Genomic DNA, 15,804 nt, shown 5'->3' with positions numbered 1-15,804 from the left:
GAAATATGGAAAACAAAATTGAAGTGCTATCTACTGTTACTGTCAATTATCAATCGGACTTATACAAACTAGTGGATGCATTAAATCGAACATTAAAACAGCAGGATTTGATGTTTGGCTTGGCGCTTGATAAAGAAGATCAAGAAAAGTGCGTTTTTACAATTTATAGGACTTAACATATGGTACTTAAAAGATGGCTCCTATTTATCGTTGTATTTGCATTCAGCTTAACCGTGATACTTAGTTTACTTATTTATTTTCAGGCGAAAATACCATTTAAAGAAGCAAATGAAAACGCGGAAACCTATGTAACAAAAAACCATTTACTCGCTCAAGTAGATGCTTCCTATGTGTACAATAGTACAAATACTTTCCATACCGTTATCGGTAAAACGGCAAAGGGAGAAGAAAAAGCATTCTTTCTTCCAGAGAAAAAAACAGATGACGCGATAATGGAAGTTAAATTACGGGATGGTATATCGAAAGAGAAAGCAATAGAACTTGCCATGAGCAATGAAAAAAATGGTGAATTATTGCATGCGAAGCTCGGCGTGGAAGAAGTTGGTCCTGTTTGGGAAATAACGTATGTAAACGAAAAAAACAATCTCAACTATGTATATCTTCTTTTTGATAATGGAGATTGGTGGAAAAAAATCTCGAATTTATAATTAAACTTTTGACTTGTGGAGGAAACTATGAAGAAAATAATGATTAATGAGATGTCTTACCATGTAGGCGAAACAATTAAACTTGGCGCATGGCTTGCTAACAAACGTTCAAGTGGAAAAATTGCTTTTTTACAATTGCGTGATGGCTCTGGCTTTGTACAAGGTGTAGTAGTAAAAGAAGAAGTGGGAGAAGATATTTTCCAAAAAGCAAAAGGGTTAACACAAGAAACTTCTATGTATGTAATTGGAGAAGTAACAAAAGATGAAAGATCTTCATTTGGTTATGAATTACAAGTAAAAGAAATTGAAGTTATACAAGCTGCTGTTGATTTCCCAATTACACCAAAAGAGCATGGAACTGAATTTTTAATGGACAACCGTCATTTATGGTTACGTTCAAGAAAACAACATGCCGTTATGAAAATCCGTAATGAAATTATTCGTGCAACGTATGAGTTTTTTAATAATAATGGTCACATTAAAGCAGATCCGCCTATTTTAACTGGTTCATCTCCAGAAGGAACGTCTGAATTATTCCATACAAAATATTTTGACGAGGATGCATATCTTTCTCAATCTGGACAATTATATTTAGAAGCTTCAGCAATGGCACTTGGAAAAGTATTTTCTTTCGGACCAACTTTCCGTGCAGAAAAATCGAAAACACGTCGTCATTTAATCGAGTTCTGGATGATTGAACAAGAAATGGCTTTTTGTGAACTGGAAGAAAACTTAGAAATTCAAGAACAATATGTCGCATTTATCGCGCAAGCTGTTTTGAAAAACTGTAAAATCGAGTTAGAGCGTCTTGGTCGCGATTTATCGAAATTAGAAAATATTCAAGCGCCGTTCCCTCGTATTACTTATGATGATGCGATTAAACTTTTACATGAAAAAGGATTCGATGACATTGTGTGGGGAGATGATTTCGGTGCTCCTCATGAAACAGCAATTGCTGAAAGTTATGATAAACCAGTATTCATCACACATTATCCAGTAGGGATTAAACCATTCTATATGCAACCACATCCAACACGCGATGATGTTGTATTATGTGCCGACTTAATTGCTCCAGAAGGATATGGAGAAATCATTGGTGGTTCCGAGCGTATTTGGGATTATGATCTTTTAAAACAACGTATACAAGAGCATGGTTTAGATGAAGCTGCTTATGCTTGGTATTTAGATCTTCGCAAGCAAGGTTCTGTACCGCATTCTGGATTTGGACTAGGTTTAGAACGTACAGTAGCATGGCTAAGTGGAGTGGAGCATATTCGTGAGACGATTCCATTCCCACGTCTGTTAAATCGTTTATATCCGTAATAATTTAATCACATTGCAATTTAAGAAAAAGGAGACGATGGGTATGCAAAAGCGAGATCGACTCCGTATCTGGACTGAGCAGGGAAATGTAACCATTTCCCAGCTTTTTTTTAGTCATTACAAAGCGATTAATATTAAAGATGAAGAAGCGATTCTTTTATTACATTTAATCGCTTATGGAGAAGCAGGAAATCATTTTCCAACGCCACAAAATTTAGCAGATCGCACGCATTTCAATGAAAATAAAGTAGTCACTATCTTACAACGTCTCGTTCAAAAAGGGCTAGTGCAAATTGATCAGCATATGGACGCAGACGGAGTTCACTTTGAATATTATGCTTTCCATCATTTATGGGAGCTTTTGGTAGATCATGTGGAACAAGAAGAAAATCGAGTCGAAAACGAGCAAGTAAAAGAAGATGAAGGTGAAATCTATAAACTGTTTGAATCAGAATTTGGCAGGCTGTTATCACCAATGGAATACGAAACAATTGGTATGTGGTTTGACCAAGATAAACACTCAGCAGCTTTAATTCGATTAGCATTAAAAGAAGCGGTGTTATCACAAAAACTAAGCCTGCGTTATATTGATCGTATTTTATTTGAGTGGAAAAAGAAAAATATTAAAACGGTAGATGCAGCCGAAAATCAGACGGCACAATTTAGACAGCAAATACCAGTTCAAAAACAAATGGAAATGCCAACCAGAACTACAAAAGTTTCATTTTATAACTGGTTAGAAGAGAGAGAGTAGGTGGAAGAATTTTGCTTACGAAAGTACAATGGCATTATTGCCTAGATGAGATGGAGCGAATGTTCCCAGATGCGCATTGTGAACTCGTTCATAAAAATCCATTTGAGCTATTAGTTGCAACGTTATTATCCGCTCAGTGTACAGATGTACTGGTGAACAAAGTAACAAAAGACTTATTTCAAAAATATACAAAGCCCGAAGATTATTTAGCCGTCCCGATTGAAGAATTACAAAATGATATCCGATCAATTGGACTTTATCGTAACAAAGCAAAAAATATTCAAGCATTAAGTCAACAGCTGATCGACTTATATGATGGAGAAGTACCCGTAGACAGAGATTTGCTTACGACTTTTCCGGGGGTAGGACGCAAAACGGCGAATGTCGTCGTTTCTGTTGCATTTGATATTCCTGCAATCGCAGTCGATACACATGTAGAACGTGTGACAAAACGATTAGGACTATGCAGATGGAAAGATTCTGTACTTCAGGTGGAAGAAACACTCATGAAAAAAACGCCAATCGAATTATGGTCAAAGGCACATCATCAGTTGATATTCTTTGGTCGTTATCACTGTAAGGCTCAAAATCCGAACTGTCCTGAATGTCCTTTGCTATCTGTCTGTCGAGAAGGTGCTAAAAGGATGAAGAAAATTGTTACTGCATAATGCATTCGATAAGTGGAATGATTTGCAAATTCAGTTAGTAGTACTTTTTAAAGAAAAAGATACTGCTAGATTGGAACTAATGGAGCAAGGTATACAGCTCCTAGAAGCAATTGTAGAACAAGAAGGGCAAGCAGCTCCTATTAATTTTGCAGAGCGCTTTACTTTTATTCGTAACAATAAACATAATTATACCGCCTTCAAACAATTGGACGAGCTATTTAAAGAAACGAAGAAAAAAATTGCACGCCTACGAGCACAGAAAAAAGAATGAGCACATGGCTCATTCTTTTTTTGTGGATAAAGCTAACAAGGATCAAGCTGAAATCAATATCTATATTTGAGTACCAATTCCAAAAAAAATAAAAATAACGAGTGGAAAAGTAAATATCTGGCATAGAGCAACCAATATAGCGATGAGAGCAATCAAACTCTTCGCGAAAGCAACCATTTCATCCATGCAAGCAACCAAATGCTTTAGGAGAGCAACCAGCCACTATATCTAGGTAGGTATATCAAAGCGACCAAAAAAGAGCAATCCAGCGCTGGATTGCTCTTTTTCAATATTATGGAGTGGTGCCAGAATTTTCTTCTCCGCTGCCATTAGTTCCATCCGTACCATCCGGATTCGTATAGTCATCAGGATTTGCTTCTCCATCGGAAGTGTCATTGCTTTCATTGCCACCATTGTTGCCACTTCCATTATTATTACCATTGTTATTATTGTTACCATTATTGTTCCAATTGCCATTGTTATTGTTATTTCCATTATTGTTCCAGTTGCCGCCGTTATTATTACCATTGCCGTTGTTATTCCCGTTTCCGTTGTTATTCCAATCGCCGGAATTTTCATCTTCATCGGTTTCAGCAGGAGGTTCTTCTTCCATGTTCTCCTCTTCATATCCTTCTAATGTAAGTGATACGGAAGCGGGGTCACTTCTTACTTCACCAGAAACTGCTGTTACAGAGAATACATACGTACTTCCTGGGACGAGACTTTGTACAATTAACCCTGTCTGATTAGTTGTTTGTAAAATTTCTGAAGGTCCGTTATCAACTGCTACGGATACTTCAAATTGTACTTCTTGTTCAGCATCTTCCGGCTGTTCGTAGTCCCACATTAATGTTGCGGTTAATGCAGTTTCGTCTAAATCAACGGATAAATTGGTTGGAGCATTTAGCTCTAATTGTTCAAATTCCTCGGACACTGTTGTTGGTTCTGTACCTTTTACAAATAACTCAGTTCTTTTTAACTCATCTGGCGTATATTCACTTGCTAATTGAAGTGGATTCGTACCTTTTTCGATTGTCGCTTCGACAACCGAATTTGGCTTGCTAAATTTCTCTGTAGTCTTGTCTTCTGAAATATTCGCCATTACTTTCTTGAAAATCTTTTGTGGCAAATAACGTTCTTCATTCGTTGTCATTGGTGTTTTCATTTCTGGATAACCAGACCATACTGCAATCGAGTAGTTGGTTGTATATCCAGCGAACCAAACATCTGGAAATGCACTGCTTGGTAAATCCCATTCCTTCATTTGGTTAGAGTCATAATTAGAAGTACCTGACTTGCCGGCAATATCTAAACCACTTATTGCAGCAGTTTTAGCTGTTCCTTTTGTTAATACATCACGTAAAACGTCTGTTACGATATATGCAGTAGAATCTTTCATAACCGCATTTGATTCAGGACGGTAATCTTTTTCAGTCTTTCCGTCTCGATAGACAATTTTGTTGATCGCATAAGGTTCTGTATGCACACCGCCGTTTCCGAATGCTGCGTATGCACCAGCCATTTGAACAGGGGACATCGGTTTATCAATGCCACCGATTGCAGAACTTTCATGCACTTCTCCTAAATCGATTCCAAAACGATTTATAAACTCTTTCGCGTTTTTCGTGCCAACTTCTTTTAAAGTCTTCACGGCAGGAACATTTCTAGAGTTATAAAGTGCTTCACGCATAGTCATAGCACCTTTATATTTCCCATCAAAGTTACGTATATTTTGTTCAGTACCTGTATACTTCATTGGTTCATCTACAATCGTTTGACCGGTAGACCAATTTAAAAATTCAACAGCTGGACCATAATCGAGCAACGGCTTAATAGTTGAACCTGGAGATCTAACTTTCATATCATATGCGTAGTTATAGCCACGTTCTACCCCGTAATTACGGCCACCGCCAACTGCAGCAATTGCACCTGTTTTCGTATCAATAACCGCCACAGCTGATTGAATATCTTCTGTAGGGAACATATCTGAATTTAATGTGTCTTCCACTTGTTTTTGAGCATTTGGTTGAAGTGTTGTATGAATAGTAATTCCTTCTGAAATGGTATCACCGTCACCATGTTTTTCTAACTCATCCAAAACGACATCAATAAATGCATCATATTTTGTGTTTTGTTTTGCTACACGTTCTTCCTCAGGAAGTAAAGAATCCCCTATTGGAATTGCCTGTGCAGCTTTCATTTCTTCATCTGTTATTTTGCCATGTAGATTCATTAAATGTAGCACTGTATTTCTACGTTTTTCAGCAAGGTCAGGATTTTTAAACGGATTATATGCATTTGGTCGTTGCGATATACCAGCTAAAACTGCGTACTGATCTAATGTTAAATCTTTAAGCTCTTTACCATAAAAATACTTGGCAGCCGTTCCATATCCGTAAACTCTTCCGGACATGAGCACTTTATTGAAATACATTTCAAAAATTTCTTCTTTTTCATATTTTCGTTCTAATTGAACTGATAAATATGCTTCTTGTGCTTTACGTTTTAACGTTTTTTCATTTGTTAAAAAAGAGTTTTTAATTACTTGTTGCGTAATAGTACTAGCTCCTTGTTCACCAAAACCATGGGTGAGATTGGCAAGTACGGCTTTACCTAATCGTAAAAAATCCACCCCAAAATGTTCGTAAAAACGTGAATCCTCGGTAGCGATAATTGCATCATGCATTTGTTGAGGTATTTCATCGAAAGGTACATATTCTCTATTTTCTGCGCCAAGTGTGGCAAATAGTTCTCCGTTGGCATCTAACAGTTTAGGACTAATTGGATCTTTTAATGAACTTTCATCTAATTTAGGAGCTGAGCTCGCGTAATAAGCAAAAAGTGACCCTCCTGCAATAAGACCTACGATACCAACTGCAACTATTGCTAATAATATTCGTTTAATCCAGAGCTTAGCTGGTATATTTGACGTTTTTTTCTTCTTTTGTTGTAATTGCTTTCTTCTTTGTTCACGAGTTTGTCTTTGCTCACTCATAAACTTCTCCTCACTTTCACTTTATGCATGTAAGTCATTAACTATTTTTAAATAATCAATCCTAGGTGCATATTTGGGTATTATTTCTATTGCGTGTTCCTCGAATTCCGCTAAAGCAATAGACTTTCTACCTCCTGCTAGCATTCTATCCCAATATTCCTTTAATTGGTCAAAAGGTAAATAAAAATAACGGTCAACTGCAGAAAAACGCACGAGTAAAAAACTGATACCCTGCTGCTTCACTACTTTACTCATATGTTCGACTTGATGAAGATGGACGTTTTTTAAAGGAAACGCTGTTCTATTTTCCGTTTCTTTTGCTTCAAAGTCAATATATTTCCCTTCAAAAACACCATTAAAATCGGTTGTAGATGGAGTTCGATAGTAGGCTTCTTTAATAACGGCGCTACTTCTGCTTGGATAATCGACTTTCACGACTTGTATCGGTATTGGTTTTTTATAAATGACTGCGATTTCATGAACGAGATAGTATTCATTTGCATCGCTGATTTCATCTTCTAATGTTTTACCCCTATTACTAAAGGAATAATCTTTTCTTTTTTTAGTCTCAGTTTCCTTTTTGGGCGTGTATAGTTTCCCGTTTGGATAACGAATAGCCAAGATATTCACCTCTCTATACTATTAGTTTATCACTTCTAGGTGATAAGACTCCACTCTTAATCGCCAAATGAAGAGGATGTTGACCAACACAAGATAATTAGACGCCAGTCGATTCTATTTAGTTTCACAGTGTATTCTAAGTTTTTCTGGGTACTGTAGAAATAGTATGCAAAAAGGTATCTGACAGGATTTTCGCTAAGAGAACCATCTGCTACGGAATAAAAGAAATTGCTAATTTACTCAGTATCGCCTCACTTTATCAAAATTTTATACGTGTTTATCCCTTGTTTTTATTCAGTAAATGGCTTAGGGCAACTAACCAATCGTCCAAAGCTCAGAAAGCAACTAAACCGAGATGAGAGCAACTAATACTTCTAAATAGCTCGGATCAGGTCTAGTGGCTACCCTACAAAGTACTAACTCACAAAGTAAAGCTATGATTCTGCTAGAACTTGTCGACATTTTACTAGTTTTGTCCATTGGAAAGAACGTTTGTCGAGTGGGAAGGGATTTCTAAAAAAAGAAGGAACATACTCTAAAAAGGGAGGTAATAAACATGAACAAAATCGAACGTATTATTGACCAATTGGAGCTATTAGAATTTTTACTTGAAGATCGGCTAAGTGATGAACAAGATCAGTTTGAAAAAGACTTTAGTAAATCATCCTTTCGATTGCTTGGGAAATTAGAGAAAATCGAGAACCAATTATAAGGAATGTACGTTCGTTTGCAACTAGTAATATGAGCTATAATTTGGTACACTATTACTAGAATGCGGGGGATTATAATGTCGTTATTGCGTTTAACTGAACAATTACTAAAAGAATGTGATGAAAGCATATTGCGTTTTCAATTTTATAGAGAAGAAGATAAAGAACCAGATTTTTTTAAGGATGTAAAACCACATGCCTATAAACTAGATGAATTATTGCTCGAATGGGAAAAACTCGTTCGAACATGGATTCAAGTGAAGCGTCCAAAATATGTACATCCAAGTCAAATTGACTCTTTACTCGAATCCATGAAGCAATTCATCGTTCAATCGTATTATAAAGGGACAAGTAAGAAACGATTTTTAAAATCGATTCATTCATCCAAATATACATTAGAAACAATTATTCATGCGATCAAGGAAGTGGGGGATGAGCATGCTAGCGAATAAAAGCATACAAGAACTGCTAGATAACTGGAAAGTCGATGCCAATAGGTTTTCTAGAATCGAGCATATTCATGTAACAGAAGAGAAAGAAGCAATATATGCGCCTTTTCCTGCAAACATGCATCCATCCATTCAAAAAGCATTAAAGAGCCGCGGGGTAGAACAATTATATCTCCATCAACGGCTAGCGTTTGATGCGGCAACAGAAAAGAAATCCTATACAACGATAACCCCAACCGCCTCCGGAAAGTCGCTTTGTTACCATCTGCCGGTTCTTCAATCGATATTAGAAGACCCAACCTCGCGCGCAATTTATTTATTTCCTACAAAAGCATTAGCTCAAGACCAGAAAAGTGATTTAAATGATCTTATTAAAGCAAGCGGGGAAGAAATATTAAGCTTTACGTATGATGGAGATACGGAGCCTGGGATTCGACAAAAAGTACGTAAATCAGGTCATATTGTTTTAACTAATCCTGATATGCTCCATTCAGGGATATTACCTCATCATACAAAATGGGTATCCCTTTTTGAAAACCTAAAATATATTGTGATTGATGAAATTCATACATATAAAGGTGTATTTGGAAGTCATGTGGCACATGTTATTCGACGATTAAAAAGGATATGTGCGTTTTACGGAAGCAATCCGCAATTTATATGTACTTCCGCAACGATTAAAAATCCAAAAGAATTAGCCGAAAGTTTAACGAATACAACCCATGAATTAATTGATAAAAATGGAGCACCATCTGGGAAAAAACATTTTGTCTTTTACAATCCACCAATAGTTCATCCTGTATTTAATGTTCGGCGAAGCGCCATTTTAGAAGTGCGAGATATCGCTCAGGAATTGTATATAAATGGTATTCAAACTATTGTATTCGCGAAAAGTCGGGTCCGTGTAGAAATGCTTGTTACTTATTTACAAGCGTTAGTTAGCAAAAAGATAAATGACCAAACGATTCGTGGCTATAGAGGTGGTTACTTACCTTCAGAGAGAAGGACTATTGAGAAAGGGCTACGAGACGGCATTATTCGTACGGTTGTTAGTACAAACGCCCTTGAACTTGGTGTCGATATTGGCCAGCTGCAGGCATGTATTATGACAGGTTACCCGGGAAATATTGCGAGTGCTTGGCAGCAAGCTGGACGCGCAGGAAGAAGGCAGGACGAGGCGCTCATTATATATGTAGCTCAGTCAACTGCACTCGATCAATATGTGGTGAAAAACCCGGAATATTTTCTAGGTCAGTCTCCTGAAGAAGTACGTATTCATCCTGATAATATGATTATTTTAATGGATCATTTGAAATGTGCAGCATTTGAACTTCCGTTTACAACGCTAGATTCCTATGCAGAGTTTTCGATTCAAGAATTACTCGCTTATTTAGAAAGTGAAGGGGTTTTATTGAGAACATCAGATAAATGGCATTGGATGTCGGAAAGCTTTCCCGCAAGTAATATTAGCTTGCGTTCTGCTTCCCAGGAAAACGTTATTATTATAGACCAAACGATCCCAACTAAAACGAGAGTAATCGGAGAAATGGATTTATATAGTGCCATGACTTTACTCCATGAAGAAGCGATATACTTGCATCAAGGGACTCAGTTTCAAGTGGAAATACTCGATTGGGAAGAAAAGAAAGCATTTGTGAAAGAAGTGGATGTGGATTATTTCACAGATGCCAATATTGCAGTAGAGTTAAAAGTGTTAAGTGAAGATAAGGAAAGAGAAGCGAATATTGGAACTTTGCGATTTGGTGATATTATCGTCTTGGCACAGCCAACGATTTTCAAAAAGATAAAGTTTGATACGCATGACAATATCGGCTCTGGGCAAATTCATTTGCCTCCACTTGAATTGCATACATCTTCGACCTGGTTTAGTTTTGATAAACCAAGTGATTGGACAGAGATGCTATTATCGGATGCAATGACTGGGGTTGCTTATGCGCTGCATGCATTTATTCCGTTATTTATCCATTGTGATGCAAAGGATATTCATGTTGTACCACAAGTAAAATCTGTCAATGTAGAAAAACCAACTTTTTATATATACGATAGCTATCCAGGTGGAATAGGATTGTCGGAAAGAATGTTTGATTTATGGAATGCTTTAGTTCCAAAAGTGACGGAGCAAGTAGAGGCTTGCCCATGTTCAAATGGGTGCCCTGCATGCATTGGTGCCCAGGACGCTGAGTTAAATTTAAAAAAAGAAGTGATCAAATTATTTCATTTATTGCAGGTGGAAGAGCATGTCGTATGAAAAGAAACTGATGCAAATGAAAGGTCTTGTAAAAAAGAAACCATTAAATGAAGACCCTAAAAAGGAAGTGCCTACAGCAACACTTCCTTTTTATACGGAACAATGGAAATCAGCAGGACTAAAACTTATCCAAAATGATAAAGGTTTTTTGTTTGTGAAAGAAACTTTTTATGAACAGTCGCATATACATGGAAACATTGGGCTACATCATTTGCATGAAGCCATAACGTTCATGCAGAAAAAGTATCCTGATCATCCACTTACTCTAGCGCCTGGTACCCCTTTTTGTTTTTACGATACAGAAACAACAGGATTGAAAGGGACAGGTGTACTCATTTTTTTAAATGGTTTATTAAAGCAAGTGGAAAATGGCTTTTTGTTAACGCAGTATGTGCTAGCGGAACCGGGTCAAGAGGCTTCGTTTTTATTGGCTTCTGAGTTTTGGAAAACGTCGAAGTCCATCATTACATACAATGGGAAAAGTTTCGATTTCCCTCAACTTGTTTCCAGATGGACGATGAACCGAAATACCATTCCCCCGCTACAGGGACATCAGCACATTGATTTAATGCACTCCTCTAAAAGAATTTGGAAAGGTGATTTAGAGCGATTTAAGTTAAAACAGTTAGAAGAACAAAAGCTAGGCTTTGTCAGGGAAAATGATATCCCTGGTCATCTTGCACCTATAATTTATTTCGATGCGGTGAAGCATGGGGATCCCGCAAACTTAATGAAAGTGTTAAAGCATAATGAGTGGGATATTTTATCTTTGGTAACTTTATATATTTTATCTGTGAAGTTATTAAAAGAAGATAGAGTAGTAGAGTCTTCTATCACGTATACGAATATTGGTAAATGGTTTCGTGATTTAAAATCGGTAGATGCTAGTCAGGATTGGTTCCAATTTGTTATTGAAAAGTTTGCAGATGATGAAGTTAGTATTGCCTATTATTACATCGGCTTGCACCTGAAAAGAAAGCATTTATTTGATGAAAGTCTCAAAGCATTTCACGCATCCTTAACAGAAATAGTTGGGAAATATCGTATCGAAGTTTATATGGAACTAGCAAAACTTTACGAACATCAGCTAAAATATTTAGAGAAAGCATTAGAGATGACGAGGGAATGCGCAGATTATCTAGCGAAAACACCAGATGTGGGAAGTGAAAAACAGCAATTACGCCTGCATGAGGACTTACAGAAGAGAGAAGCGAGAATAATTCGGAAATTAACTATTTCCCGGGAAAGCGCACAACCTAACAAAAAGCGAGTTTTCCAGTCTTAAAATGCTCCTTTATTCGACATCACTATGCTATAATACGATTAAGTGAACAGACGGAAGGAAGATACCATATGGAAACAAAATTAAAAACTTCAGATATACTTGAAAAAGAATTTAAAACGGGCCTAAGAGGCTATAACCAAGAAGAAGTTGATATTTTCTTAGACGACATCATTCAAGATTATGAGGCATTTGAAAAGAAAATTGCCCAACTACAATCAGAGATTAACCAACTGAAAGAGGAAATTGCAGAAGCACCTAAAAGAACGGCGCCAGCGCCTCAAGCAGGAGCGACGAACTTTGATATATTAAAAAGACTTTCTCATTTAGAAAAGCATGTATTCGGCAGTAAATTGTACGAATAATTATATTTATTCACATCGATTGAATCTAACAAGCACATCGTATATACTAGGTATACCACTTATATATCCGGGCAATCGCTGCAATACTAGAAATTGTAGAGGAAAGTCCATGCTCACACAATTCTGAGATGAATGTAGTGTTCGTGCTTAGTGAAAAAATAAACTAAGGCAGCTAATTTAGCTGACGGCGGGATGAAGGCCTAAGTCTTAGGATATGGCTGACAATCTCTGAAAGTGCCACAGTGACGAAGCTGTATTGGAAACTTTACAGGTGGAACGAGGTAAACCCCACGAGTGAGAAACCCAAATTATGGTAGGGGAATTTTCTTGAAGGAAATGAACGGATAGAAGAACGAGAAGTAATTTTCGTAGATAGATGATTGCCATCTACATCGTACGAGGTAAAGCACCGTTTGAGTACCGTAGAAACAAAACATGGCTTATTGGGTGTATGAGTGGCTTATACTTAATAATTACAAAGCTCTCCAATCTAGGAGAGCTTTTCTGTTCTACATAAGAAAATTAGCGGTAACTTATTTTGATAAAAAGGTAGGTGTACTTAAGTGAAACAACTATCAGCTGAGAATTTTTCATCTTTGCCTAATCAGGTCATTGATCAAATTTTAAACGCCACCAAGGAAGGCATCATGATTACAGACGATAAGATGACTATTTCACTTGTCAACACCGCCTTCGAATCATTGACAGGATACACGTTGCAAGAAGTAAAAGGAAAAACGCCTCGAATACTCCAATCTGGAAAACAAGATGCCAGCTTTTATCAAAACATGTGGAAAGACATAAGAGTGAAAGGTTCATGGCAAGGGGAAATTTGGAACAAACGCAAAAATGGAGAAATCTATCCGGAACGCTTAACGATACATACAATCGTTAATGAAGAAGGGATAGTAATAAGCTATTTCGGCGTTTTTTCTGATATATCACATAATAAAGTAATTGAAAAAGAAATCGAAGAATTGACGTTTACAGATACATTGACCAATACGATGAATAGACATACATTCTATGAACAACTAGAAGATTTGATCGCAACATCAACGGAAAATAGTGAGCATGCGATGCTAGTAGTAGATTTAGATCGTTTTAAACAAATAAATGAAACATTAGGAAATGAAGTAGGGGACTTCCTATTAACAGAAGTCGCCGATCGAATAAATTCCATTGTTCGGGCTAATGATTTAGTCTCTAGATACGGGGGAGATGAATTTTTAGTTACGATCACCGATTTGAACTTTCAAAAAGATGCTGTACACTTCGCTGAGAAGCTAAATAAGCAGCTAAATAAGCCTTTTTATATACAGGATAGAGAAATTTACATTACATCAAGTATAGGAATTAGTTTTTATCCGCAAGATGGAATAGAAGTAGAAACACTTATACAAAAAGCGGATAAAGCGATGTATTTTGCCAAACAAAACGGACGAAATCAATATGCGTTTTACTTTGATGAATTACAGACTGATGCAGAACGATTACTTTTGTTAGAATCAGAACTGAGAAAAGCGATTCAACAAAAAGCGTTTGTCATCCATTACCAACCGAAAGTGTCTTTAGATACGAACCAAATAATTGGAGTGGAGGCACTCGTTAGGTGGGCAAATGGCACACTAGGAGTTGTGTCACCGGCAGAGTTTATCCCGTTTGCGGAAGATACGGGGTTAATCATTCCTATTAGTGAAGTCATTTTAGAAAAAGTATGCATGGACATAGTGGATTGGCGTTCACGTGGTATCCAGCATATACCGGTCTCTATCAATATTGCGGCACTTCATTTTCAACAAGATGATTTTATGGAACGAATAAATGCTATCCTTACGAAATATAATTGTAGTCCGCAGCTGTTAGAGCTGGAGCTGACAGAGCGAACGGTGATGGAGGATTCTGAAAGCATTGTCCATAAATTAGTGAAATTAAAGCGTATGGGATTCAAACTATCGATCGATGATTTTGGAACAGGCTATTCTTCCTTAAGTTATTTAAATAGATTTCCTTTAAACTATTTAAAAATTGATAGTAGTTTTATTCAACAAATGACAGAATTACAAGATAAGCAAGCAATAGTAGATACCATTATTTTAATGGCGCATCGATTACATATAAAGGTAATAGCTGAAGGCGCAGAAACAAAAGATCAAGTGAAACTTTTAAAGGAAATGGGCTGCGATATTGTGCAAGGGTATTATTTTAGCAAACCAATTTCGAGTGCTGCGTTTTTGGATTTTTTAGAGCTATGGGAGATCCATAAGCAAGAAAGGACTATATAATGACAACATTTAAATTAGTAGCGACAGCTGCGATGGGATTAGAATCCATCGTTGCCGATGAAGTAAAAGCATTAGGATATGAAACAACTACGGAAAACGGAAAAGTATATTTTGAAGGGGATGAACGTGCCATTGCTCGTGCAAATGTATGGCTACGTGTTGCTGATCGTGTGAAAATTGTAGCTGCTCAGTTCCCTGCAAAAACATTTGATGAGCTTTTTGAGCGGACAAAAGCGATACAGTGGGAAAAGTTTTTACCAGTAGATGCGGCATTCCCGGTACAAGGGAAATCTGTTAAGTCTACGCTATTCAGTGTTCCCGACTGTCAGGCAATCGTGAAAAAAGCAATTGTAGAACGTTTAAAACTTGCATATAAGCGTATTGGATTTTTGGATGAATCTGGTGCCACTTATAAAATTGAAATAAGTATTTTAAAAGATGTGGCGACTATAACAATAGATACGAGTGGAGCAGGCCTCCACAAGCGTGGTTACCGCCAAGATCAAGGGGAAGCTCCTTTAAAAGAGACGTTAGCTGCGGCACTAGTGAAAATTTCCAAGTGGAGTCCTAATCGTCCATTCGTAGATCCATTTTGTGGTTCAGGAACGATACCGATCGAAGCAGCGATGATTGGTCAAAATATTGCCCCAGGATTCAATCGTGATTTTCATAGTGAGGCTTGGTCTTGGATGCCTAATACGATTTGGGATGATGTACGCAATGAAGCAGAAGACCTTGCTGACTATGATCAGGAGCTTCAAATAATTGGATCTGATATCGATCATAAAATGATTCAAATGGCAGAGCAAAATGCATTTGAATCAGGCTTTGGCGACATAATCACGTTTAAGCAAATGCAAGCCCGTGATTTTACCACATCCTTAACAGACGGAGTAATGATTGGAAATCCTCCTTACGGTGAACGTATTGGGGAAATTGAAGAAATTGAGCAAGTTATTAGTGATTTAGGTCATTTAATGGGACAATATCCTTCTTGGTCAGTTTATATGCTTTCTTCTATGGAAAACTTTGAAAATGCATACGGAAGAAAAGCAACGAAAAAACGGAAATTATTTAATGGATTTATCCGAACAGATTATTATCAGTTTTGGGGTAAACGTTCTTAAAAAGTAAGGGAGACTTG

Annotated in this window: 15 protein-coding genes and 1 other RNA gene; 14 read left to right on the top strand and 2 right to left on the bottom strand. The window is 37.1% G+C overall.

What is annotated here, in order from left to right; genetic code table 11:
* The first annotated feature begins 5 nt into the window (after window positions 1–5).
* The 6 genes from FG382_RS01960 to FG382_RS01935 are packed head-to-tail and all read left to right on the top strand — an operon-like array spanning window position 6 to window position 3,684.
* Window positions 6–176, top strand: coding sequence for a YpmA family protein (locus tag FG382_RS01960; protein ID WP_093273022.1), 171 nt, complete (start codon window positions 6–8; stop codon window positions 174–176).
* A gap of 3 nt (window positions 177–179) precedes the next feature.
* Window positions 180–668, top strand: coding sequence for a cell wall elongation regulator TseB-like domain-containing protein (locus tag FG382_RS01955; protein WP_142537185.1), 489 nt, complete (start codon window positions 180–182; stop codon window positions 666–668).
* A gap of 27 nt (window positions 669–695) precedes the next feature.
* Entirely contained in the window at window positions 696–1,991 is a 1,296-nt protein-coding gene (asnS, locus tag FG382_RS01950) for an asparagine--tRNA ligase (RefSeq protein WP_142537184.1), read from the top strand.
* A gap of 43 nt (window positions 1,992–2,034) precedes the next feature.
* Entirely contained in the window at window positions 2,035–2,745 is a 711-nt protein-coding gene (locus FG382_RS01945; RefSeq protein ID WP_142537183.1) for a DnaD domain-containing protein, read from the top strand.
* Between the two features lie 11 nt (window positions 2,746–2,756).
* Window positions 2,757–3,413 carry an endonuclease III gene (gene nth, locus FG382_RS01940; RefSeq protein WP_142537182.1) on the top strand — a complete coding sequence of 219 codons (657 nt, stop codon included), beginning with the start codon at window positions 2,757–2,759 and terminating at the stop codon, window positions 3,411–3,413.
* Window positions 3,400–3,684, top strand: a complete 285-nt coding sequence (locus tag FG382_RS01935; protein WP_142537181.1) for a YpoC family protein — start codon at window positions 3,400–3,402, stop codon at window positions 3,682–3,684. Before nth ends, FG382_RS01935 begins: the two co-directional genes overlap by 14 nt.
* 292 nt (window positions 3,685–3,976) lie before the next feature.
* Here the strand turns inward: FG382_RS01935 and FG382_RS01930 are convergent, their stop codons facing one another.
* Window positions 3,977–6,679, bottom strand: a complete 2,703-nt coding sequence (locus FG382_RS01930) for a PBP1A family penicillin-binding protein (RefSeq protein WP_142537180.1) — start codon at window positions 6,677–6,679, stop codon at window positions 3,977–3,979.
* Window positions 6,680–6,700: 21 nt separating this feature from the next.
* Window positions 6,701–7,300, bottom strand: coding sequence for a Holliday junction resolvase RecU (gene recU / locus FG382_RS01925; RefSeq protein WP_142537179.1), 600 nt, complete (start codon window positions 7,298–7,300; stop codon window positions 6,701–6,703).
* 556 nt (window positions 7,301–7,856) lie between these two features.
* On the opposite strand from recU, the gene FG382_RS22515 reads away from it, so the two are divergent.
* The 8 genes from FG382_RS22515 to FG382_RS01890 all read left to right on the top strand — a co-directional run bounded on the left by FG382_RS22515 (window position 7,857) and on the right by FG382_RS01890 (window position 15,787).
* Window positions 7,857–8,012, top strand: coding sequence for a hypothetical protein (locus FG382_RS22515; protein WP_170206427.1), 156 nt, complete (start codon window positions 7,857–7,859; stop codon window positions 8,010–8,012).
* A 75-nt stretch (window positions 8,013–8,087) separates the two neighbouring features.
* A complete protein-coding gene (locus FG382_RS01920) occupies window positions 8,088–8,462 on the top strand; it encodes a YppE family protein (protein ID WP_170206426.1) in 375 nt (124 codons plus the stop codon).
* Window positions 8,449–10,728, top strand: coding sequence for a DEAD/DEAH box helicase (locus tag FG382_RS01915; RefSeq protein WP_142537177.1), 2,280 nt, complete (start codon window positions 8,449–8,451; stop codon window positions 10,726–10,728). Before FG382_RS01920 ends, FG382_RS01915 begins: the two co-directional genes overlap by 14 nt.
* Entirely contained in the window at window positions 10,718–12,013 is a 1,296-nt protein-coding gene (locus FG382_RS01910) for a ribonuclease H-like domain-containing protein (protein WP_142537176.1), read from the top strand. Before FG382_RS01915 ends, FG382_RS01910 begins: the two co-directional genes overlap by 11 nt.
* 68 nt (window positions 12,014–12,081) lie before the next feature.
* Window positions 12,082–12,375: a cell division regulator GpsB gene (gpsB, locus tag FG382_RS01905; protein ID WP_142537175.1), complete on the top strand. Its 294-nt coding sequence runs from the start codon at window positions 12,082–12,084 to the stop codon at window positions 12,373–12,375.
* 63 nt (window positions 12,376–12,438) lie between these two features.
* An RNA gene (gene rnpB / locus FG382_RS01900) (RNase P RNA component class B) lies at window positions 12,439–12,823 on the top strand.
* Window positions 12,824–12,938: 115 nt separating this feature from the next.
* The gene (locus FG382_RS01895) at window positions 12,939–14,660 is read left to right on the top strand and encodes a putative bifunctional diguanylate cyclase/phosphodiesterase (protein ID WP_229677320.1); all 1,722 of its coding nucleotides are present in this window, start codon (window positions 12,939–12,941) and stop codon (window positions 14,658–14,660) included.
* Entirely contained in the window at window positions 14,660–15,787 is a 1,128-nt protein-coding gene (locus FG382_RS01890) for a THUMP domain-containing class I SAM-dependent RNA methyltransferase (RefSeq protein WP_142537174.1), read from the top strand. Before FG382_RS01895 ends, FG382_RS01890 begins: the two co-directional genes overlap by 1 nt.
* Window positions 15,788–15,804 lie beyond the last annotated feature (17 nt).

This window comes from Psychrobacillus lasiicapitis (assembly GCF_006861795.1).
Taxonomy (GTDB): domain Bacteria; phylum Bacillota; class Bacilli; order Bacillales_A; family Planococcaceae; genus Psychrobacillus; species Psychrobacillus lasiicapitis.
The sequence above is the reverse complement of the archived record's forward strand: the minus strand, read 5'-3'. Positions and strand labels throughout refer to the sequence as shown.